General features: G+C 36.6%; 21 protein-coding genes. 12 read left to right on the forward strand and 9 right to left on the reverse strand.

Annotated features, from left to right (window positions below):
* The first annotated feature begins 47 nt into the window (after nucleotides 1–47).
* Nucleotides 48–2,672 carry a cation-translocating P-type ATPase gene (locus tag VIG73_RS06155; protein WP_331640043.1) on the forward strand — a complete coding sequence of 875 codons (2,625 nt, stop codon included), beginning with the start codon at nucleotides 48–50 and terminating at the stop codon, nucleotides 2,670–2,672.
* Nucleotides 2,673–2,906: 234 nt separating this feature from the next.
* Here VIG73_RS06155 and thrB read toward each other — a convergent pair whose 3' ends face one another.
* From thrB to VIG73_RS06170, 3 genes are read right to left on the reverse strand one after another with little or no spacing between them, the layout of a single operon-like run.
* Complete coding sequence (gene thrB / locus VIG73_RS06160) at nucleotides 2,907–3,803, reverse strand: homoserine kinase (RefSeq protein ID WP_331640045.1); 897 nt, start codon at nucleotides 3,801–3,803, stop codon at nucleotides 2,907–2,909.
* Nucleotides 3,800–4,861, reverse strand: a complete 1,062-nt coding sequence (gene thrC, locus VIG73_RS06165; RefSeq protein WP_331640047.1) for a threonine synthase — start codon at nucleotides 4,859–4,861, stop codon at nucleotides 3,800–3,802. Before thrC ends, thrB begins: the two co-directional genes overlap by 4 nt.
* The gene (locus tag VIG73_RS06170; RefSeq protein WP_331640049.1) at nucleotides 4,861–6,159 is read right to left on the reverse strand and encodes a homoserine dehydrogenase; all 1,299 of its coding nucleotides are present in this window, start codon (nucleotides 6,157–6,159) and stop codon (nucleotides 4,861–4,863) included. The genes thrC and VIG73_RS06170 overlap by 1 nt, the downstream gene beginning before the upstream one ends.
* A 278-nt stretch (nucleotides 6,160–6,437) precedes the next feature.
* On the opposite strand from VIG73_RS06170, the gene VIG73_RS06175 reads away from it, so the two are divergent.
* The 11 genes from VIG73_RS06175 (at nucleotide 6,438) to VIG73_RS06225 (ending at nucleotide 16,011) form a co-directional block, all read left to right on the forward strand.
* A complete protein-coding gene (locus tag VIG73_RS06175) occupies nucleotides 6,438–6,821 on the forward strand; it encodes a GntR family transcriptional regulator (protein ID WP_414648377.1) in 384 nt (127 codons plus the stop codon).
* Entirely contained in the window at nucleotides 6,818–7,720 is a 903-nt protein-coding gene (locus VIG73_RS06180) for an ABC transporter ATP-binding protein (RefSeq protein ID WP_331640051.1), read from the forward strand. Before VIG73_RS06175 ends, VIG73_RS06180 begins: the two co-directional genes overlap by 4 nt.
* Nucleotides 7,701–8,444: a hypothetical protein gene (locus tag VIG73_RS06185; RefSeq protein WP_331640053.1), complete on the forward strand. Its 744-nt coding sequence runs from the start codon at nucleotides 7,701–7,703 to the stop codon at nucleotides 8,442–8,444. The genes VIG73_RS06180 and VIG73_RS06185 overlap by 20 nt, the downstream gene beginning before the upstream one ends.
* Nucleotide 8,445: 1 nt before the next feature.
* The gene (locus VIG73_RS06190; protein ID WP_331640055.1) at nucleotides 8,446–9,135 is read left to right on the forward strand and encodes a hypothetical protein; all 690 of its coding nucleotides are present in this window, start codon (nucleotides 8,446–8,448) and stop codon (nucleotides 9,133–9,135) included.
* Between the two features lie 54 nt (nucleotides 9,136–9,189).
* Nucleotides 9,190–9,645, forward strand: coding sequence for a DUF2512 family protein (locus VIG73_RS06195; protein ID WP_331640058.1), 456 nt, complete (start codon nucleotides 9,190–9,192; stop codon nucleotides 9,643–9,645).
* A gap of 198 nt (nucleotides 9,646–9,843) precedes the next feature.
* Nucleotides 9,844–11,337, forward strand: a complete 1,494-nt coding sequence (locus tag VIG73_RS06200; protein WP_331640060.1) for a GGDEF domain-containing protein — start codon at nucleotides 9,844–9,846, stop codon at nucleotides 11,335–11,337.
* Between the two features lie 26 nt (nucleotides 11,338–11,363).
* Nucleotides 11,364–11,828: a chemotaxis protein CheX gene (locus tag VIG73_RS06205; protein WP_331640062.1), complete on the forward strand. Its 465-nt coding sequence runs from the start codon at nucleotides 11,364–11,366 to the stop codon at nucleotides 11,826–11,828.
* A gap of 49 nt (nucleotides 11,829–11,877) precedes the next feature.
* Nucleotides 11,878–13,611 carry a methyl-accepting chemotaxis protein gene (locus VIG73_RS06210; protein WP_331640064.1) on the forward strand — a complete coding sequence of 578 codons (1,734 nt, stop codon included), beginning with the start codon at nucleotides 11,878–11,880 and terminating at the stop codon, nucleotides 13,609–13,611.
* Nucleotides 13,612–13,737: 126 nt separating this feature from the next.
* Complete coding sequence (locus VIG73_RS06215; protein WP_331640066.1) at nucleotides 13,738–14,358, forward strand: hypothetical protein; 621 nt, start codon at nucleotides 13,738–13,740, stop codon at nucleotides 14,356–14,358.
* Nucleotides 14,359–14,487: 129 nt separating this feature from the next.
* A complete protein-coding gene (locus VIG73_RS06220; protein ID WP_331640068.1) occupies nucleotides 14,488–15,336 on the forward strand; it encodes a sensor histidine kinase in 849 nt (282 codons plus the stop codon).
* Nucleotides 15,337–15,354: 18 nt separating this feature from the next.
* Entirely contained in the window at nucleotides 15,355–16,011 is a 657-nt protein-coding gene (locus VIG73_RS06225) for a response regulator transcription factor (RefSeq protein ID WP_331640070.1), read from the forward strand.
* Between the two features lie 31 nt (nucleotides 16,012–16,042).
* On the opposite strand, the gene VIG73_RS06230 is transcribed toward VIG73_RS06225, so the two are convergent.
* The 6 genes from VIG73_RS06230 to VIG73_RS06255 all read right to left on the reverse strand — a co-directional run bounded on the left by VIG73_RS06230 (nucleotide 16,043) and on the right by VIG73_RS06255 (nucleotide 22,269).
* Nucleotides 16,043–16,753: an ABC transporter ATP-binding protein gene (locus VIG73_RS06230; protein ID WP_331640072.1), complete on the reverse strand. Its 711-nt coding sequence runs from the start codon at nucleotides 16,751–16,753 to the stop codon at nucleotides 16,043–16,045.
* A complete protein-coding gene (locus VIG73_RS06235) occupies nucleotides 16,746–17,570 on the reverse strand; it encodes an ABC transporter permease (RefSeq protein WP_331640074.1) in 825 nt (274 codons plus the stop codon). The genes VIG73_RS06230 and VIG73_RS06235 overlap by 8 nt, the downstream gene beginning before the upstream one ends.
* 77 nt (nucleotides 17,571–17,647) lie before the next feature.
* Nucleotides 17,648–18,187, reverse strand: coding sequence for a nitrous oxide reductase accessory protein NosL (locus tag VIG73_RS06240; protein WP_331640076.1), 540 nt, complete (start codon nucleotides 18,185–18,187; stop codon nucleotides 17,648–17,650).
* Entirely contained in the window at nucleotides 18,184–19,482 is a 1,299-nt protein-coding gene (locus VIG73_RS06245; RefSeq protein ID WP_331640079.1) for a right-handed parallel beta-helix repeat-containing protein, read from the reverse strand. Before VIG73_RS06245 ends, VIG73_RS06240 begins: the two co-directional genes overlap by 4 nt.
* A 230-nt stretch (nucleotides 19,483–19,712) precedes the next feature.
* Nucleotides 19,713–20,975 carry an ATP-binding protein gene (locus VIG73_RS06250; RefSeq protein WP_331640081.1) on the reverse strand — a complete coding sequence of 421 codons (1,263 nt, stop codon included), beginning with the start codon at nucleotides 20,973–20,975 and terminating at the stop codon, nucleotides 19,713–19,715.
* Between the two features lie 118 nt (nucleotides 20,976–21,093).
* Nucleotides 21,094–22,269 (reverse strand): MFS transporter, encoded by a 1,176-nt coding sequence (locus VIG73_RS06255; RefSeq protein ID WP_331640083.1) that lies wholly within the window; start codon nucleotides 22,267–22,269, stop codon nucleotides 21,094–21,096.
* Between the last annotated feature and the right edge of the window lie 47 nt (nucleotides 22,270–22,316).

Below are 22,316 nucleotides of genomic sequence, written 5' to 3' on the forward strand. Positions count from 1 at the left end.
ATGAAAAAGATGCACGGATCAACAAAAAAAAGTAGGTGGATGTCCTAATGGAAACGAATGAATGGAACCATGTAGAGACTGGATTGTCAACTGAAGAAGCGAAGAGACGGTTAATAAAAAATGGCCCAAACCGATTTGATGAACAGAAGAAGGAATCTGTTTTGACGCTATTATGGCGTCAGATGAACAGTATGTTGATTTATATTTTAGTGATTGCTGCCTTGATTTCGGCTTTTGTAGGTGAAGTAGCAGATACGATTATCATTTTACTCGTCGTTGTGTTAAATGCGGTTATTGGTGTCATTCAAGAGGCAAAGGCAGAAAAAGCTTTAGAGGAATTAAAGAAAATATCGACACCACATGCCATTGTTAAACGTGATGGTATTGTTCAAGAAATCTCATCAGAGGAAGTCGTAGTCGGTGATGTTGTCATTCTAGATGCTGGAAGATTTGTGCCAGCTGATCTTCATTTAGTAGAAACAGCTAACTTAAAGATTGAAGAATCTTCATTGACAGGAGAGTCCATAGCGGTTGAAAAAGATGCGCATTGGACAAGTATTGAAAAAGATGTTCAATTAGGTGATCAAAAAAATCGAGCGTTTATGTCCACACTAGTTACATATGGCCGTGGTACAGGTGTTGTCCTTGAGACAGGAATGGATACAGAGATTGGTAAAATTGCCAAAATGCTCGCTAATAAAGAAAAAGAAATGACACCGCTTCAGAAGAAATTAGATGAAGTAGGGAAGATCTTAGGTATAGGAGCATTAGCGATTTCAGCCGTCATATTTCTAATCGGTTTTTTACAAGGTCGGGAAATATTAGATATGTTCTTAATAGCGGTTAGTTTAGCTGTAGCAGCTATTCCAGAAGGTTTGCCAGCGATTGTTACGATTGTGTTAGCTCTAGGTGTTCAGCGAATGATTAAGCAACATGCTGTGATTCGGAAGTTGCCTGCCGTTGAAACACTTGGATCTGTTAGTGTCATTTGCTCAGATAAGACTGGAACATTAACGCAAAATAAAATGACAGTTACACATGTGTATATAAATGGTGCATATGACCGTTTAGAAGATACCTCTATTGAGAACGAAACAGTTGAGCGGTTTATTCATGCGTTCAGTTTATGTAACGATGCCACCCTTGATACGGGCGATCCAACAGAAATGGCATTGGTTGCAGCTGCCGATAAATTTGGTCTTTCAAAAAAACAATTGGAAAATGAATATCCACGCCTTAATGAAAGGGCCTTTGACTCGGAGCGTAAAATGATGTCAACACTTCATCAATTAGGAGAACATCATATTGTTTATGTTAAAGGGGCAGTAGAGCGTTTACTTCCAAAGTTAACTAAAATAGAAAAAAACGGTGCTACACGTCCGATGACAACAGAAGATAAATTAGCGATAGAAAAACAAGTCGATCAAATGTCAGAAAACGCCCTTCGTGTTTTAGGTATAGCTTATAAGCGAGTGACAGGGCAAATTGATCAGAAAGATTATGAAACAGATTTAGTATTTTTAGGCTTAACAGGCATGATCGATCCACCTCGCGAAGAAGTGAAACCAGCCATTGCCGAATGTCATGAAGCTGGCATTGCTGTCATCATGATTACAGGTGATCACCAAAAAACAGCACTTGCTATAGCAAAAGAACTCCATATTGCCGATCATGAGGATCAAACGATGACAGGGGTCGAATTAAATGGAATGAGCGATCAAAAATTAGCAGAAAAGGTCGGAACGATTCGTGTGTTTGCAAGAGTTTCCCCTGAACATAAGGTAAGAATTGTGAAAGCATTGAAAAGCCAGGGACATATCGTATCGATGACCGGTGATGGTGTGAATGATGCTCCGTCATTACAAGAAGCTGATGTCGGGGTTGCAATGGGGATTACAGGTACAGATGTCGCAAAAGGGGCATCAGATGTTGTTTTAACAGATGATAACTTTGCTACGATTACACATGCCGTTGAACGTGGGCGTAATATTTATAAAAACATAAAAAAATCCATTCTATTTTTATTATCATGTAATTTAGGTGAATTAGCTGCTTTATTTATTGGTATATTACTCGGTTGGCCAGCACCACTTACGGCAATTCATATTTTGTGGGTGAATTTAATTACGGATACGATGCCTGCGATTGCACTCGGTGTTGATCCAGATGATCCTGATGTCATGAAAGAGAAGCCGCGTTCAGCAACTGAGAAAATTTTCACTGGAGAAAATATTGCATTTAGTATAGGAAATGGTTTACTTATTGGTATATTAACTTTGTTTGCTTTTATGGAAGGGTTAAAGGTGTATACAGGGGCTAGTGCTCTATGGACATTAGATTTAAAACATATTCCGAGTGAAGCATTAATTCATGCACAAACAATGGCGTTCATGACACTGAGTATTTCACAACTGTTTCATGCATTTAATTTAAGAAGTGAAAGGAAATCATTGTTCCAAGTAGGGATTTTTACAAATCGTTTATTAATGGCTTCATTTGTTTTCGGCATTCTTATTCAAGTTGCCATTGTTTACACCCCAATCTTCAATGATTGGTTCCATGTTATTCCATTAACATGGGATGATTGGTTATTTATTCTCGGTTTATCTGTCCTTCCAGTTGTTTTAAATGAAATCGTTAAAGGTGTTAGACGCATATTCTCTATACAGTAATATGTTTCAACTCTTAGGGGTTCGGCAAAGAAAGTATGCGAAAACTTCTTGTTAACTACTGTCACATCTAGTGACTACTAACTAACAGTTATAGGTTTTGTTTTCCAAGAAAAAGCTGGTGTCATTTCGTCTATGTTATGTGACGATTCACCAGCTTTTTGCTTAAAAGCAACGTGTATTTTCAAAGCGAAGTAACTTTGTTTCCTTTTTCTATGATACTTTCGTTCTTCTTTGTTATGTTTGGACTTGTAAGCCATGTCGGTCAATATTAAGTGGTACGACGTCATAGGTCGGTATGACTTTTTTCATATGCTTTATTAATGGTTGTTTGTTTGCTTTTGAAACAAAGGAAATCATTGTCGGGCCTGCCCCACTAATGAATGTTCCATAGGCGCTTTCTCGTTTGGCTTCATGACGAATCAATTCATAATGGGGTAGTAATGGTTTGCGATACGGTTCATGAAAAACATCTTTTTCTATGAAATATCCTGCTCGTTCATAGTTTCCTTTTAATAGTGCAGCAATCATTAAATTACTTAAGGCACTTCCTTGTGTAGCAGTCTTTAATGAAAGCTTTTCTGGTAAAATTTTACGTGCTGCTTCCGTAGATAATTCAAATGGTGGTATATAAGCTACCGCTTGTATATTAATATTGTCTAAAGTGATGATATCGATTGTTTCGTTCGTTTCGTGATAGAAGCTTAAAACAAAGTTACCATATAGTGCAGGTGCAACATTATCGGGATGGCCTTCAAACCTTGTTGCCAATTTTAATTTTTCTTGTTGACTTAATTGTAGGAGACATAGCTGGTTAGCTAGTTCAATCCCTGCAAGTACCGCAGCTGCACTACTACCGAGTCCTCTTGCAAGTGGTATGTCACTATCTATTGTAATATGACAAGGTGAAAGCTTTTCTTTATAGAATTGACTTACTTTATGAGCGATCTTAATAATAAAATGGGAGTGTACATCCACATTTTCAGGAAGCAGTGTTGAGCGATGTTCAATTTGCCATTGTGCACTTTCTTCAACATATAATGTCAGATATCGATTAAGTGCTACTCCTATCGAATCAAAGCCAGGTCCTATATTTGCTGATGTAGCAGGAACACGTATTCGAAAATGAGTCATCCAATAACCTCTTTCTTAATAAATTGATTCACTATTTCTTCATCATTAGGTAATGATGTCTTATCGAATTGTAGTGAATCAATTGCTGTTTGTGGATCTTTAAGCCCATTTCCAGTCAATACTGCAACGACGGTACTGCCACTCGGAATATTTCCCCGTTTACATTGTTGAATGACCCCGGCAATTGAAGCACAAGACCCTGGTTCAGCAAATACGCCTTCAAGTTTCGGAAGCAGTTTAAAAGCTCTTAGAATATCATCATCTGTCACAGCTTCGATTAAGCCATTTGATTCATCACGCGCTTTTACAGCAAGTTGCCAACTAGCAGGATGACCAATACGAATAGCTGTAGCAAACGTTTCAGGTTGTTCAATAACTTTGTTTTTTGTAATCGCTGCAGCACCTTCTGCTTCAAAGCCGTAAATTTTAGGAAGACCTGTTTGTTTCACCTGATGGTATTGTTTAAACCCTTTCCAAAAGGCACTAATATTACCAGCATTACCGACTGGAACAGCCAAAATATCCGGCGCATCACCTAGCTCATCACATATTTCAAAAGCGGCTGTTTTCTGCCCTTCAATTCGATATGGATTAATCGAGTTAACGAGTGTAATCGGGGCTGTTTCACTTATCTTTTGTACCATGTTTAATGCATCATCGAAATTCCCATCAATTTCGACAATTTTTGCTCCGTACATAATCGCTTGTGCTAATTTTCCGAGTGCGACTTTTCCTTTTGGAATGACAATCCATGCATCAAGACCTGCTTTGGCAGCATAAGCAGCCGCTGATGCTGATGTGTTTCCAGTTGAAGCACAGATAATTGTTTGGCTGCCTTCTTCCATTGCTTTAGCAACAGCAAGTACCATTCCACGGTCTTTAAATGAACCAGTTGGATTAAGACCTTCGATTTTTCCATATAATTTTATCCCTAACTTTTTAGATAGATTAGGGAAATAGACTAAAGGTGTATCCCCTTCATGTAATGTGAGTTGTGGTGTTTGCTTATTGACCGGTAAGAACTCGCGGTATGAGTGTAATAGTCCAGGTGAATGCATTATACAGTCTCTCCCTCTATCTGATAGTAGCTCTCAATACTTTTAACAACATCCATCTGTTGTAACTTATTCATGGCATTGGTAAAAGACTCTAAAGATGTTTGATGGGTAACAAGAATGATTTCTGCGGTTTGTTGTTTTTTCATTGGTGTTTGTACGATGCGTTTAAAGCTCATATCCATGTCTTGGAATAATTGCGAAATATGAGCAAAGGACCCGACCCGATCATGTACGTGAAGCCGAATATAAAATGAACTTGTTCGCAAATGAGGTGGGGACAATCGAGCTGAACGTTCGATAATCGGTCCTGATTTACCTGTGATTCCTAGTTGGATATTTTTAGCGACATGGATGACATCAGCCATAATCGCTGTTGCTGTTGGAAGACTTCCAGCCCCTGGGCCGTAGAACATCGTTTCACCAACAGCTTTTCCTTTAACATAAACAGCATTATACTCATTTTTTACAGCTGATAACGGATGAACATTCGCAATAAACGTCGGTTGAACACTCACTTCTACTGTGTCATTATGTGTTTTAGCCATACCGATTAACTTCATTGTAAGCCCCAGCTGCTTCCCATATTCTAAATCAGTTAATGATATGTTCGTAATACCACGTGTCTCAATATCATCTAATGCGACATTCATATGGAATGCCAAGCGTGCAAGAATCGCCATTTTCCTTGCTGCATCAAGCCCCTTAATATCCGCAGTAGGGTCTGCTTCAGCAAAACCAAGTTTCTGAGCATCTTGAAGAGCCTCTTCAAATGGAACACCTTCTTCATCCATTTTTGTCAAAATATAATTCGTTGTCCCGTTAATAATACCCATTACTTCTTGGATTTCATCTGATACTAGCCCGTCTGTCAATCCGCGGAGAACTGGGATACCCCCACCGACACTCGCCTCATAAAATAAATCGCAGCCCTGTTGTTCAGCTAGGTCGTGTAACTCACTACCATAGAGGGCAATTAAATCTTTATTTGCTGTAACGACATGTTTTCTGTTATTTAATGCTTCTTCAATAAAAATGTAAGCATCGTCTGTCCCACCGATTACTTCAATTACAATGTCGATATCTGGATTTTTTAACACATCATCAGGATTTGTCGTTAATAACTTCTTAGGTAAGGTTACATTACGATCCTTTTCAATATCTTGAACCAACACACGTTCAATGGATAAGTTGGAGCCGATTTTTTTATATAACATTTCTTTATTTTCCTTAATGATATGAATGATGCCAGACCCGACAACACCAAGCCCTAATATTCCAATCCCTATTTTTCTATCCATTTCTTTGACCATCTCCCTTTAGTGTTCTCTGTAAAACGACATATGTTTATGTATAGTGGACATTATAGCGTTAAATGATGGTAAAAATCAATAGAATTGAATGTTAAATTTATTAAAGCGCTTTCTTTACTAATAAATATTCAATCAAACGTTTGATTGAGTTTAGCAGACATCACTTTTGACAATTTTTGAAAACTAATTGACATTTATTTTGTATGTGTAATATACTACATTACAAGACTAATGCACCGGGTTAGTTGCAGGGAGGTGTTTATTTATTGTTAGATTCAGATGGCATGACACCGATTTATATACAAATTGCCGAATGGATGGAAAACGAAATTCTTAATGGGACATTTTCCGTTGATGAGAAAGTTCACTCACAATATACGTTAGCAGAAATGTTTAATATTAATCCTGCTACAGCTGCAAAAGGTTTAAAGATGCTTTCAGACGAGAACATTTTATATACGAAACGTGGATTGGGGAAATTTGTAACCAAAGATGCGAAGCAGATTATTTTAGATAAACGTCGCAATGAGACATTGACTCGTTTAGTCCGAGATGTCGTTGTAGAAGCAAGACAACTTCAAGTTAGTGAAGAGGAATTGATTGATTTGATAAGAAGCATGACTCAACAAATTGAGGGGGAAAGAGAATGAACGTGATTACATGTCATCAATTAACGAAAACTCACGGGCGTAAGAAAGCATTGAATGGTTTAAATTTGTCTATTGAAGAGAATACGATGACCGGTTTAATTGGTCGAAATGGGGCAGGAAAAACGACCCTTTTAAAAATCATGGCTGGATTTTGGAAAAAAACTGCAGGTGATGTTCGTGTACTAGATAAAGATCCGTTTAACAACTTGTTCGTATCAGCAAATATAATCTATGTCGATGACCAATTAGGATTTCCAAATACATTAAGATTAAAAGAAATATTAGAGCAAGGTAAACGCTTTTATCGCCAATGGGATATGGCGTTTGCCCAGCGATTATTTGATTATTTTCAATTTGATCCCCGAGATATTCATGAACATTTATCCAAAGGTAGAAAAAGCACGTTCAATATGATTTTCGGTCTAGCATCTCGTAGTCCGATTACATTATTCGATGAACCGACAACAGGAATGGACTTAGCCACCAGGAAAGATATTTACCGCGTCTTATTACGAGATTATATGGCTTATCCCCGTACAATCATTATTTCAAGTCATCATCTCAACGAAATTGAAAATATCCTAGAAAATGTACTACTGGTAGATCGAGGAAAGGACATGTTACATCGTTCAATTGATGAATTAAAAACATATGCCCGTCAAGTTTCTGGGAATACAGCGCTTGTCATGCAATGGGCACAGGACGTCAATATCATCCATCAAGAACACCAATATGATGATTTTGCCTTTGTCGTTGTTGAAAATAATTTATCTACAGCTAAATGGAATCAAGCAAAGCAACTAGGGCTTACGCTATCTGGGGTGACACCTTCTGATTTATGTCTTTATTTAACAGAACAAAAACAAGGAGGAATTGATCATGTCCTTCATTACAATTAATCCAAAAAACAACATCTTCACGCTTTTTCAATATAAATGGAAAGCCTATCGAAGTACATTAACGACTTTAGTTTTACTGCAATTGATTGCCATTCTTTTTTCGCTAGGGGGGTCAAGCGTATCAGAGACGGGGAATGGATTTATTTCTATCCAGCTTAAGAATATTAATGCAAACATCGTCATCATCTTAACGTTACTTTGGGCATTCGTCACCGGAATTTTAATAACAACGAAATCATATCGTGAAAAAGACTACCATTTTGTGACAACACGCATTAATAGCAATGTCGCAAATATATTGTTTTTAGCATCTATAAGTGTTTTAGCAGGTTTAACAACTATCATGTCACGTTACTTGATAATAAGTTTACACACTTTATTTGTTGGATTAGAAGAGGTGATATCTTTATCTGCAATTGCGGATTTACAAGGTTATGTCTATGGGGTTATGGGCACGATTATTTATATTTTTTTCTTTAGTATCATCGGATATCTGATTGGATGTCTTGTGCAGGTTCATTATTCATTCGCTTTTTTAATTCCAACTGTTATCATCGGTACAATTGTGATGTTAAATACGATGAATATAGATCTATTATATAAAGTGAATCACTTTTACTTTTTTGAAAGCTCCTTTCCAATCTTTTTGTTAAAGACGCTAACGACAATCACGGTCGCTATTTTATGTGCTTTCTGGATATCTAATCAGAAGGAGGTTAGATAACATGATGAATGATATGATATTTGTGATTGCTACTTTACTTCCCGTATTAGGTATTGTTTATTTAACATTTTTTATTCCTAAGAAGTTAAGGCTCGACTTTAAAAGCCACTGGTTTTTAAATGGTTACTTCATCTTATTGCTTATTGGGCTAGTTGTTTATTTGTTCTTACCACAACAGCAGACTAGTCAAGCGATTAAAAAAGAAGACATTGATGAATTACCGATGTTATGGCAATATATTGAAGAAGGGACGTTAGAAACGAAGGGTAAATCATTTATTAGACGAACATGGGAATTTCCTTATGATAATCCGACAATCAAAATAAATTCAATCGATAATGATTATATAGATATACCAATCGACCACGGTCATTCCGAAAAGGAAGGCATGATTGAAATCACCTATTACGAATCACCGATTAAAGTAGACGGTTTTTATTATGAGCTTAATGATCACGTGACTCCGATTGTTGAATTGAGACAGAATGAATTATTAATTGGAGGAATAGAAAGGGATGTAAGATTTTCTCGGTTGCAAGCTGAATTACCATTTCTACAATTTCAAAGTCAACTTGGGCAGGATGATGAACGGAACAGTATAGGTATAGGTGAAAGTTTACTCTATATTAAATTACCACCTAAAGTAAATATAACCGAGTATGATGGAGAACCAGTAGACTCCGAGTTATAAATTTGACCAATATGTTTCATACTAATGGTAACTCAATGGAATGAGGTGCGTTAGATGAAACATATCAAGGTTTTCGGAATCAAACTCATTGTGATGATTGTGATTGTTTTATCATTATTTGGGATTTATGATCATATGCCGATTGTTAATTTATTGTGGATGTCACTTCTTATAACTGCTTTAACGTATATCGTAGGGGATATGATCTTCTACCGTTACTTCGGCAATATCATCGCGCTAATTTTGGACTTTGCTTTTGCATTTGCTTTATTTTGGTATATGGGTAATCTCTTTATCGGTGTTGAATATGCTATTGTTCCACTTGCTTTTTTTGCAGCGTTTTTCTTCTTATGTAGTGAGTTTTTTATTCACGGATATTTAGCGCATTTGTTTGCAAAAACATATCAAACAGAGTCACGCGATATAAAGTCGTTACAAAACTTACGTGTCGAATTTGCCGAAGAAACAGATGTTCAGGACATCGTTGATAATAAAGATAACAAAAAATAGGGTCTAAAAAACACAGCTCAGGCTGTGTTTTTTAAATTGTGAACAACCTTTGAACAAAGCGAGAAATTGTGTACGATAAATGGCATTTTTTTCATAAGTCTGAGATAATATAACTATATTAGGTAAAAAGTTATGGAACATACGTTTTTATAGTGGCCCTAGTTAAATGTAACCCTTCATCGATAAAGGGGTGAAAAAGTGCGTAATAATTTTAGGAAGAAGCTATTCGCAATGATGATATTATTTGCTTGCTCTCTGTCATTTACGATATCGATCATTGATTATAAGCGGATACGGACAGATACAGTTGAAAGTAATATAAAACAAGTTAACTCGATTGAAGATATGGTTGAGCAAACATTACAGACTGTTGAAAAGGTTAATCATTATTTTAATAATGAAATAGCTGAGCAAATGAAGAAAGCATCGGTAGAATTAATTGAAAAATATGAAGAAAACCCGGATTTTTCCACATGGGATTTTCAATTATTAAAAGAAAAATATGATGCAGATATTTACATTATTAACCAGGAAAATGTAATCACTCACAGTAGTTTCTTGCCAGATATTGGCCTTGACTTTAATCGTTGCTGCAAAAAAATTGCTAAAGTATTGGAAAACAGACTTAAATCAGGTGAATTTCATCACGATGGGATTGATCTAGAACAGGAAACAGGCCATGTTAAGAAATATAGTTATATGGCAACGAGAGATAAAAAATATTTAATTCAACTTGGCGTTTTGTTGGAGGATAAAGCTGTTTTTCAAGATTTTGATTTCATTAAAGCGAATCATTATTTGGCTCAGAAATATCCACCAATTAACGAGATAAATATATTAAACATCGCTGGCAAACCATTTGGAAAAAACCCTAGAGAAAAGTGGTTAACAGTTGAGAGAAGAGAGGCATTTAATAAAGCACTCACTTCTGGTGAGAAAGTAGAACTAGAAGGGCATATTGAGGATCAGCAGGTCATTTACCGCTATGTCCCTTACAAATCAGAATATGATTATGGAACAACCCAGCAAAAGGTCATTGAAATTATTTATAATCAAAATACAATCCAAGCGATTTTGGATCGCAATAAACAAATATTTTATATTCAGCTTTTTATTATCTTTGCCGTTACAATCGTTATTTCGTTTATTATTGCTAAATGGGTTTCCAGACCGATGTACTTAGCATTCCACGATAGTTTAACTGGCTTGAAAAACAGAGCCGCTTTTGATGAAATGGCACTCGATACGTTCAATAATCGTGCAAAGCTTGCCTTATTTATGATTGATTTAGATCATTTTAAAACAGTAAATGATTGTCTAGGTCATGACTCCGGTGACCAACTATTAAAAAATGTTGCTAAAACAATTGAAAAAGCTGTCGATAAAATAGGGGAGGTTTATCGCTACGGTGGGGATGAATTTATCGTCGTCTTGTATATTAGTGATAGGCGATTGGTAAATGATGTGGCGAAAGAATTGATTTCCGCTATCCAACTATCCATTAATAACACGAATTCATTAGCAGCTGACCATGTCACTGCAAGTATAGGTATTGCCATCAGACCTGAACATGGTACAGATATTCAAACTTTATATAAAAAAGCAGATATTGCATTATACCAGTCAAAAGCAAAAGGTAAGGCGCAATATCATGTATTTGATCAAGATATGCTCTGTTCAACAGTTGATTAAGTATAGAGATTTAAGGAGACGAATGCATGACACGAACGATTGAAAGAAATGTTCTCATTAAAGAATTATTAAATGGTACAATGGCTTCCCTAGAAAAAGTTGTTTCTCTCCCCTATAAAATTTTAAATACAGAAGCATTAAAACAATCCTTTCATTTGCATTTTGGAGTTTTAATTGGAATTACCGGACAAATGAAAGGAAAGCTCATTTTAGCTGGAGATAAATCTGTGTTTGCTTCGATAGGTGAAGCGATGTTCGGGATGAAAGTGGAGCAGGAGATGTTACATTCATTTAGTGGGGAACTCGGTAATATGATTGCGGGTAATTTATCGACCGATATTATAACAAAAGGTGTAAAAACCGATATTACGGCACCTACGATTATGGAAGGAAATACAACATTAACAGGGTATCGAAATGGACTACAAGTGACAGTCTCATTTTCGGGTGTTGGTGAATTACATGTTTATCTATTAATCGATGAAGGATGAATCTGAACGAAGACAGTTAAACATCTAAACATTGGGGGACACAACACATATGGCTATTTTTACAAAACGACCAAAAAACGTTTGGCATGATTACTTGAATTTCTCGCAGAAAACAAATATCAAGCAAGTTAATGATGACGTAAGTAAGAGATTGAGTTTTTTGGGTATAAATGACAAGACATTGCAACATGTCAGGGATGCAGCGGAAATCATTTCGCCTTATTTAACTGAAATAGTTGATACATTTTATGAGACAATTACATCTTATGAAGAGTTACAACACTTGATTAATGAGCATTCGAGTGTTGAACGTCTAAAAAAGACAATGACCACATATTTAGAACAGTTTTTTCGAGCGGAAATCAATAATGATTATATAAAGGCACGTCAAATTATTGGTAAGGTACATAGCGACATACATTTAACATCGCAACATTTTACAGCTGCGTATCAGCTACTAGTCCAAATGATGACATCTATCATCATGGAGAAAATGTATAATCGTTCTGAGAAGATGATCCAAATGGTACTTGCGATTCAAAAGTTAGCTGCCTTTGATGTTCAGCTCATTGTTGAAGTCTACACACAATCAACTGTCAAACAATTCTTATTCGGGATATCCGATTTGTTAAATTATACAACCCAATTAGATACATCACGTGAACTCATTAGTAGCATGAACAAGCAAAAAGAAGAAGCATATAGTGTGACTGCGGCAACTGAGGAAATGACGGCTTCGATTCAGGAAGTGGCTAATCATGCTGTTACTGTATCTGAAGGAACCGATGATGCGGTACAATCAGCAAATCGAAGTAAGCATGTCATTGATGAATCATTGGACGGGATTCAACAAGTTGGTCAGGTATACGAGCAGGTTGTTCATAGAGTAAGTAAACTTGACCAAGAGATTGAACATACAAAGAATGTTGTCAATGTCGTTCGAGAAATTGCCGAACAAACGAATTTACTAGCTTTGAATGCTAGTATTGAAGCGGCGAGAGCAGGTGAGCATGGTAGAGGATTTGCAGTCGTTGCTTCTGAGGTTCGTAAATTATCGGAACATACAAAAGAACAGATTACCCAGATAACGTCTAATATGGAGTCTTTATTAGAGGTATCTAATGCTGTAACTCAAGAGATTAAGGAAACGGAAAAAATGGTTAATCAAAGTGTTGTCGGTGCAACGACAGCTGGTGATGAACTTGTTAAAATTGTAGAAGCGATTCAAGGAATTAGCCATGAAATATCGCAAATTGCTGCCATGAGCGAAGAACAAACAGCAGCAATCCAAGAAATTTCTGACCGAAATGCAGTCATTTCTGAACAAAGCGATGAGTCACAAGTAATCGCAATAGAAACAGCCGAAACGATTTTGGAACTAAGTAAGCAGATGGATGCGAATCGGAGAAGCTTCTTTGAAACAAATATTGAATTGGAGTCTAAGGATATTATTGAGTCTGCTATTACGGACCATCTTTTGTGGAAATGGCGCATTTATAACATGCTTTTAGGAATCGAGGATTTGAAAGCAGAACAAGTGGGTTCACATGAAGCGTGTCATTTAGGACGATGGTATTACAGTGATTTGCCATTGCAAATGAAGGATAAAGCATCATATAAAGCACTTGAAACGCCACATATGGCTGTTCATAATTGTGCCCGGAAGGCAGCAGAATGTTATGCAAACGGGAATTTATCCGGAGCTCAACAAGCCTTTGAGCGTTTGCAGGAAGCGTCACAAGAAGTCGTTACCTTACTAAAACAATTAAAAGCAGAATTATAAATTATAAAACGGTGTGCAGTTTGAAATATCAACTGATACACCGTTTTTTATTTGTTTTTAAAAATACTGAAACATTTTGTGTGAATAATCGTATATAATACTAGGACGCTCATGGGGGAGATTATGATGAAGCGATTTATAGACAAACTCAAACGTACCGAGCAAAATGACACACATCAATCTTATTTATTTAAGGACAAGCTCTTTTTTAGGAAGAGTGATAATTTATCCGTTTTTAATCAAGATGGTCATTTAATTGGATATATTATCCGGACACATGACCCGATTGATTTATTACATCATGAGATAGCGAAAAATAGCATCTACACCTTTCAAAATGTAGCAGGTGAAATGATTTCATCTGTCGGAATGAAAAAGCAAACCGGTTTAGGCTTAAAAGTAACTCAATATCTTTTTCAGGATCATAAAAATTCCGAGATGTTTTGTTTTCAAGAACAGAAGATGTCCTTAACTTTCCGTGTAAAGGGTCATATAAACGGTAATTCTTTCGAAGTTGCGGAAGGTAATTTGCAGGAAGAGCTGACATGTAAGTTGCAAGATGAACCGTTCGCCGTCATTCGTTATGATAAGGGCTCATATGATGTACAAATCAATGTATTACAACATATTGACTCTCCATTTGCAGCCCCCTCATTTCTGACATTAATGTATTGCCTTTACCGAATGGAAGAAAAAGATAACAGACTAATTGAGAAGGTTATGAACGTATGGACATTAGGAAAATAACAACATATTGTTAAGAAAGCAGCCTGACATGAAATGGAAAGGGTGCTTTTTTATTTGTATGTCTGCTAAATTCACTTCTATCGATTATAATGAAATTAGAACATTATATTAATAAGGAGAGAAAATTCAGTGGACGAAAAAAGAGGAGACAGTAAATTAACATACAAACAAATAAAGGCACTTATATTAATTATTCCAACTGTAACAGTTGGTTTATGGGAATACATTCGTCATGAATATTTACTACCTTATATTTCGATGGAATTAGGAAATTGGTTAACACCTATTATCGTTCTGTTTGTCACCTTTACATTACTAACACGTTTTTTTAAAAAAATGGAGTGCATTCAAGAACAATTAAGGGCTGAGCGCGCTGAAAAGGCGATGCTAGAAGAGCGCGAAAGAATTGCTAGTGAACTTCATGATGGATTGGCGCAATCATTATTTCTATTATCTATTAAGATTCAACAACTCGATCAACTTGATGTAAAGGATGATGATCAGGTTATGTTTGAAGAGTTAAAACAAACGATCCATCATATTCATGACTACGTTAGACAAGGGATTCATCATTTAAAAGTACCAACACAGGCATTAGAAGAACCGTGGGTCGAAACTGTTCACAAACAGATTCATAAATTTGAAAAAGATACGTCTATCCCTGTTACAAAGCATATTGTAATCAAAGAAGACTATTTATCAACACGTGAAAAAATCGAACTCACCTCCTGTATTGGTGAGGCATTAATGAATATCCATAAACACGCTCAAGCGACAGAAGTTGAAGTGACGTTCATCGTTAATTCAGAAGAGAAGTCACTCATTATTCGCGATAACGGAAAAGGTTTTAAAAAAGATGATGTAGATAAACAAGGTGGCTATGGTCTTCAGATGATGCATGACCGTTGCAAGCGAATCAATTGGACAATGGATTTAAAACGATTAGGAAATAAGACAGCTCTCATTTTCCGGGCTTAAATCAAGGGGGTGAGTAAAATGGGAGAGCAAATTCGCGTCCTCATTGTTGATGACCATCCGATGGCAAGACAAGGTATTCGCGAAATATTAAAAACAGATGCCGTGTTCAATATTGTAGGAGAAGCTCAAACGGGTGAAGAGGCAATTGAATTTGTAGCGGAGCTTATGCCAGATCTCATCTTGATGGATATTCATCTACCAGGAATGAGTGGTTTAGAAGTGACACACCTGATTAAGAGTCATTACCCATATGTTAAAATTGTAGTTGTAACGGTTTCCGATGATTTTACCCATTTATTTGAAGCGATTAAAAGTGGAGCACAAGGTTACTTATTGAAAACCGTTAACAATGAATCATGGGTTAACTATTTAAAAGCAGTTGCTAGAGACCAAGCTCCTGTATCTAAACGTTTAGCTGAGCAAATGCTCCAAGAGTTTACCAGTCATCAGGAACGTTACGAAGTTGAAGGTGATACCCTTTCAAATAGAGAACGAGAAATATTAACATGGGTTGCACAAGGTTACACAAATAAGGATATTGCCATTGGGCTAGAAATTTCCGAGTATACGGTAAAAAACCACCTAAAAAACTTATTCCAAAAACTACACTTAAATAATCGTGTACAATTGGCAAAATATGCTTATGAAAAAGGCTATGTTAAGGGGAAAAAATAACCATCATTCTACCAAAAAGGTAGAGTGATGGTTATTGGGATTGAAGTATTAAATCTTGGAACGTGGCATAAAGTCCTGTTTCTTGATAATCCTCAATAGGACCAGAACTAATCACTTCGCCGTCATATAAAAAGATGATGTCATCAGCCACCTCTTCAGCAACATGTAAATCATGTGTCGAAAATACAACCGATTGACCACGTTCCTTAGCATCTAAGATCATGCTTCCAAATGATTTGACCCAATAGGGATCAAGGCCATTTGTCGGCTCATCAAGCACAATGAGTGGCGGTTCGGTAAGCAATGCCTGTGCAAGAAGCATGCGTTGTCGCATACCTTTTGAAAATGCTCCCATTGATTTAGCAAGATGTTCTGTTAATCCAACTTGTTTCATAATTTTTTCGATTCGACTTTGATCAACACCTTTTAATGCAGCATAAAATTGAATCGTTTCTTTAGCTGTCACGGCTTGTTGAAACTGAAAGTCATCTGGCATATAGCCGATTGACTTCACGTATTGTTTTGGATGTGATTTTTTTGTCATACCGTTTAGGGTTATGGAGCCATTTGTCAATTGAGTAAGACCTACAATCATACGAATCAATGTACTTTTTCCTGCACCATTCCCACCACAAAGTGCAAGCGCACGACCCTTTTTCAGTGTGAAAGAAAGAGGCTGTAAAATACTTTTTCCTTGAATTGTTTTCTCTACTTGTTCGACATGAAGCAAGTCATTACTCACGTTGATCCCTTCTTTCCCAAATAAATGCACTGAAACCAATTGTCATGATAATCCAAATAATAACGACACCAATAAATACAGGTGTTCCAAACGGCCCGTTCGCCCAAGTGACCCATTGGTTATATTCCGGTCCAAAAACAGACCCCGCGCCGATCTTCATCATTGAAAAGATACGAACGAGCTCAGCAGGGTTAAGAAATGTACTGACCTCAAGAATGGTATATAACATTGAATAAGGCAGTAAACTTAATATACTAATTAATAAGAGTGGCCAAATGACGATAGTTATAAACCAAACACCTATACTGCCAATTAATGCTTGCCAGCGACTTTTAGCCAATGCACCGATCGCTATAGAAATACCTAGGTATATAATGGTTAGGATACTTGAGAAGATCCAAAAGAATACGAGTGTGCCTAATGATAGACTTTTCCCAAATAGGAAAGTAATACATCCTGCTACTCCGAAACTAAACGCAAGCACGGTTAATAAAATAACGGAAAGGCCGATCCATTTTCCCCATAAAAAAGACATTCTCGTTAAGGCGTATGTAGATAATAATTCCCAATGTCCATTTTCTTTTTCTACAGCAACCGAGACACTTCCTAAGAGAAGTGTTAGTAAAGGGAGTAAGTAAAGGGTCATATTCATCATCGTTCCGGTTATGTCTGTATATCCTTCTGTTGACTGGACTCCAGACTGTAGTAGTAAGATAGCGATTGTAAATAATGTAAATAAAATGAGAAAAGAATATGTCCAGGAATTACGAAAACCGAGCTTGATTTCACGTTTTGCAATCGTTAAAATATGCACCATTCACCAGTCCTTCTATTCTAATGGATTTACCCCTATGTTAACATAGGGGTAAATGATCGTGATATTTAATTACCTTCTTATTTGCCATCTTCTTCGTCATGGTCACCATGTTCATCATGATCTTCGTGCTCATCGTGATCACCATGTTCCATCATATCCATATTCATTTCCCATTTATGTTTGGCTAAGTCATCTGCCGTCAATAATTCGCCTTTACCTTCCTCTTCAATTACCTTTTCTGCATCACTTTTATCTTTAAAACTGTACACCCCGTATGCCATCGGTGTTTCAAATTCCTCATGATAAGTAAATGTAGCGTCTTTTAACTCAATCCATTCTTCAGTATTGTAGTCGCGCACAAATTCTGCACCGATATCATCTTCACCATTTTCATCTTTCCAGTTGTGTAGGCAACCAATATCGTCGAATTTTAACACTTTACCATCTTCAAGAACAATTTGTGTCGCATGTTGATTATCTGGAACAACCATACTACATACATCACAAGTATCTGTTTCCTCATCAATATCCTCTGCATTGTATTCCTTTGAACCACAAGCAGAAATCACTAATGTTAATGCGAGTAAAATCATTAAAAATAATCGAGATCTTTTCATCTTCTTTTTGCCCCCATATATATGATTGTTGTACTAAAAATGAATAGTATTATACTAAAGCATAGGACATAAAAAGAATATGTCTTTGCTTTGGTATCAGATTGAATCGGGTTCTCCATTAAGGGTGAACCATCAGATAACCATTGGTCAGTAGGCGCATGAAATAACTGCTCTAAAAACTGCATCCCCGGTGCCTGAAAGTAAATTTGAAAAGGCGGGTACTCTTTTGTTAATGTCAGATAGAATGGGTCAACTTGATAAGATAAATTACTAAAGCCATCCCCATCTGTATCAAGTCCGACATGATCTCCCCAAAAATTAGATTCCGTATGGTTGTCGGAACTTCTTTCGGCTTGGCCTTGAATTACATTGGCTAGAAAGGCATTTTCTGTCACGTTATTTTCAGTTGATTTTAAAAACTGAACACCGATAAAATTCTGCTTTAATTCATTTAATGTGATGTTATTTTGATGTGCGCTTTCAATAAATAGACCGACCTTATTATTAGATATAACATTATGAGAAACTTGAGCATCTTCAACATCAAAGAGAAGAAGCCCTAATGATTGCACGCTTTTTAGATTATGTTTTAATTGGTTATGTTTTACAATCGTTCCACTCGTCCCCATAACCATCATGCCACTTATATTGTAATAGGATTCATTTCTCGAAAGATTTGTCTTGTTAGTAAACATTAAATGATAGCCATAACGAGAATGGGTTACGATATTATCGTAGATCTCATTTTTTCTACTCTTTTCGAGATAAATCCCATCTTGGACATCAGCAATCTGTGATGAATGAATTGTATTATTATCCGAATCCCATAAATCAATGCCATTCCCACGTTGTGCCAATGAGACTTTTTTGTTTCCAGTAACATGAATATGATGCAATTTGTTATGATTGGCTTCAAATAGTTGAATTCCGATGCCATTTGTTTCTATATTTAGTTGTTTTAATTCATTATGATCTCCCGCGATATAAACCGTTTCATCACTAGCACTTCTTTGATCAATAATAGAAAGATTTTCTAATATAACTTGATCTGCATTGACTTGAAGAACGGGCCCTTTATTACTCGATAGAATAACGACTTGATCGTTCCCCTTAATATGAATCGGTTTATTAACGACGGTTCCACCAATATATTCTCCTGGCGGTAAGTTTAATATGGCACCAGGTTTTGTTTGATCAATCAATGGTTGTAGTGGAATTGGTTCTGTTTTAGCTGCAATCGTTTGGTTAAATCCGATAAATAATAAAGTAATAAAAATTGCCAGGAATTTCCTCATCTAGATCCCCTTTACCATTCGCGAATTGGGTACAAATTCATCATAGCATGGAGTTTTACTCCTTCCATGACTCTTAAGGGCTATAAAACGTGTCTAATTATTAACATTTTGTGAACGTTTGTTCATAAATAACATATTCAAACAATCTTAAACCAAATATGATCAATCTCAAAGACAAAAAAGAACTTGAATGATGTTTAGTTTTAACATCATTCAAGTTCGGATGAGTCTCAAAAGCCGACCTTTCCTATATAGTCATCAGAATCCCATTCTTGCTTAATCGTCCGTCTGTGGTTTTCTAATAAATCGTCAACAATCTGATCGACATCAATCGGTTCCTCATAGTGCCACTGAAGAGCAATAGACATATATACTTCATTGAGCTGCGCGATGGATAGTCCTTCCGTTTTTCCTACCAAGTATAGGAAGCACTCTTCATCAAGGAACTGTTTCAAGCCCTTTTTCTCTAAATAGAGACGGCGCAACGATTCATCAGGTTGTTTAATTTCATAAGCACGGTCAAATCTACCAGCTCGATTAATAAGTGCTGGGTCAATGCGTTCGGGATAGTTCGTTGTACCAATAAGAAAAATTCCTTCTTTCGATGTCGCTCCATCTAAGGCATTAAGAAAGGCAGAACGTGCATAATCAGGCATGGATTCAATATCTTCGATGACAAGTACCATTGGCGCCATTTTAGTTACGGTTTCAAATACTTCTTGAATCGAATAGCTAGATGTGTTTTCGGTAATTTGCCAGTAAACAATTGGTGCCGTGACACTTCCAGCAATTGATTTAACAAGTGTTGTTTTACCGTTTCCTGGATTCCCATAAAGTAGTATGCCTCGTTTATATGGGATATTGTATTGCTTAAAGAATACACCACTCTTTAGGAAGAATTCATCAATGGCCCGAAAGATATCCCTTTTAATACTGTCACTAAGTAAAACCTCTTCACGAGGGATTTGTTGGGTAATTTTTTCACGATGACGTACAACTCCTTCATCCGTGTCGGTGAAAACCGTAATGCCTTCCATCATGGATTGGCGTTGCTTTTCAATCATCTCATTAATAAAGCGAATAACACTTTCATCATTTTTGGCAAATATGAAGTCTTCCTCAAAGTCTTCGTGATTTTGATAGATTGGCATTCTTACCATGGCAACATCATATGTTGCGAAATAAAATATATTGTTTGATATGGATGGAATCACGTGATAGTTTTTCTCTACTGTATATTTAATGGCGTTGGCACTAACATTGTCATATACACTTGATAGTATCTCGACCTCAATTTCATTTTCGCTAATAATGTCATGCATCGTTTCGAACAATGTATGCACATCTTCCCCAGCATGATAGAGGTTTAACTCTGCACCAATCTTATGTTTTAAGATATCTTTAACATGTTGGACAGCGGTCGCATAATCGTAATAATGGGGATGGATATTTCGATTTGTTGTAAATTTGATAAGTGCTTGTTTATTTGCCATAAGGACCCTCTCTTATCGATATATTTCTGCTCATATCATAACATATATATTACCATTATTAACAGAGATATAGGACTCGAGGACGAGATAAATTTTAGACTAGGAAAATATAATAATATCAATTATTTTTAACCCGCTTATGTTTCCTACCATGAACGATGTAGTAGATGCCAATGCACAGGAAAACCATGATGCTAGAATAGAGATAGAGATGGCGCAATCCCGATAACTGGGCAACAATTCCTAATATGAATGAACCCGTACCAATCCCTGTATCAAGAAAGGTAAAGAAAGTCCCTGTAGCAATCCCACGACGATGTGGTGCTACATTGTTAATCGCCATCGTTTGAATCGATGGAACGATTGTCCCATACCCAAGACCGATTAATCCACCTGCTAATAGAAAGGTGAAAGAATGTGTAGTCTGGCTTAACAAGAGCATCCCTAGTCCGTAAATGAAAATAGCAGGGTAAAGAATCACATTCTCACCGTACTGGTCAAACCATCTACCTGTAAACGGACGCGATAATATGAGTAAGACGGCATAGGCAACAAAGAAAAAGCTTGCCGTTTTCTCCATTTGTAATTCAATCGCATAAAGGGATAAAAATGACAGTAAACTAGCATAAGTGAAAGAGAGGAGTCCAGCCATTATAGTGATTGATAATACCTTTCTTTCGAACAAGTCATCTAGTTTTAGTCTTGTTTTAACGTGTGCTTTAGTTGTTTTCTGCGGCAACTTTGGGACGAGTGCAGAGATGAAGGCGCATAATGAGAATAGGGATGTGACAAGAAATAATATGTTAAATGAAGTGAATTGAATCATTGTCAATCCGAGAAAAGGCCCTACAACCATGGCGAGGTTCATAAATAATGAGTAATAACCCATTCCTTCACCACGCCTTTCTTTCGGAATAATATCAGCTACAATGGTACCTAAAGCGATTGTGGCGATTCCAAAGCCGATACCGTGAATGGCACGGAGAAATAATAAGGTTGTAAAATGACCAACGATTAGATAACCTAAATTAGCAGCGAGATAAAGACCGAGCGAAAAGTAGAGCATTTCACGCTTTCCAAAAGCATCCAACAACTTCCCTGTAAATGGCCGTATAATAACAGCCGCAATTAAAAATAAGGTAACTATTAAACCGACCTGTGTTTTGTTACCATCTAAATCTTCTAACGTATAGATTGGTAATGTAATCATTAAAATATAAAATGGCAAAAATAAAAAAAAGCTTGATAACGAGATTCCAAGAAAGTCCCTCGTCCATAGCTTTGGTCTTGACAAATACGTCACACTCCTTCAATTCAGACAATTTTGTTATATGAGAGAGA

It is taken from the genome of Cerasibacillus sp. (assembly GCF_036516575.1).
GTDB lineage: Bacteria > Bacillota > Bacilli > Bacillales > Amphibacillaceae > Cerasibacillus.

Excerpts from the sequence above, each read along its gene's own strand:
- VIG73_RS06155 (WP_331640043.1), top strand. The coding sequence starts at position 48 with ATGGAAACGAATGAATGGAACCATGTAGAGACTGGATTGTCAACTGAA.
- VIG73_RS06180 (WP_331640051.1), top strand. The coding sequence starts at position 6,818 with ATGAACGTGATTACATGTCATCAATTAACGAAAACTCACGGGCGTAAG.
- VIG73_RS06185 (WP_331640053.1), top strand. The coding sequence starts at position 7,701 with ATGTCCTTCATTACAATTAATCCAAAAAACAACATCTTCACGCTTTTT.
- thrB (WP_331640045.1), bottom strand. The coding sequence starts at position 3,803 with ATGACTCATTTTCGAATACGTGTTCCTGCTACATCAGCAAATATAGGA.
- VIG73_RS06215 (WP_331640066.1), top strand. The coding sequence starts at position 13,738 with ATGAAGCGATTTATAGACAAACTCAAACGTACCGAGCAAAATGACACA.
- VIG73_RS06235 (WP_331640074.1), bottom strand. The coding sequence starts at position 17,570 with ATGGTGCATATTTTAACGATTGCAAAACGTGAAATCAAGCTCGGTTTT.
- VIG73_RS06250 (WP_331640081.1), bottom strand. The coding sequence starts at position 20,975 with ATGGCAAATAAACAAGCACTTATCAAATTTACAACAAATCGAAATATC.
- VIG73_RS06245 (WP_331640079.1), bottom strand. The coding sequence starts at position 19,482 with ATGAGGAAATTCCTGGCAATTTTTATTACTTTATTATTTATCGGATTT.
- VIG73_RS06205 (WP_331640062.1), top strand. The coding sequence starts at position 11,364 with ATGACACGAACGATTGAAAGAAATGTTCTCATTAAAGAATTATTAAAT.
- VIG73_RS06170 (WP_331640049.1), bottom strand. The coding sequence starts at position 6,159 with ATGGATAGAAAAATAGGGATTGGAATATTAGGGCTTGGTGTTGTCGGG.
- VIG73_RS06195 (WP_331640058.1), top strand. The coding sequence starts at position 9,190 with ATGAAACATATCAAGGTTTTCGGAATCAAACTCATTGTGATGATTGTG.
- VIG73_RS06190 (WP_331640055.1), top strand. The coding sequence starts at position 8,446 with ATGATGAATGATATGATATTTGTGATTGCTACTTTACTTCCCGTATTA.
- VIG73_RS06225 (WP_331640070.1), top strand. The coding sequence starts at position 15,355 with ATGGGAGAGCAAATTCGCGTCCTCATTGTTGATGACCATCCGATGGCA.
- VIG73_RS06240 (WP_331640076.1), bottom strand. The coding sequence starts at position 18,187 with ATGAAAAGATCTCGATTATTTTTAATGATTTTACTCGCATTAACATTA.
- thrC (WP_331640047.1), bottom strand. The coding sequence starts at position 4,861 with ATGCATTCACCTGGACTATTACACTCATACCGCGAGTTCTTACCGGTC.
- VIG73_RS06210 (WP_331640064.1), top strand. The coding sequence starts at position 11,878 with ATGGCTATTTTTACAAAACGACCAAAAAACGTTTGGCATGATTACTTG.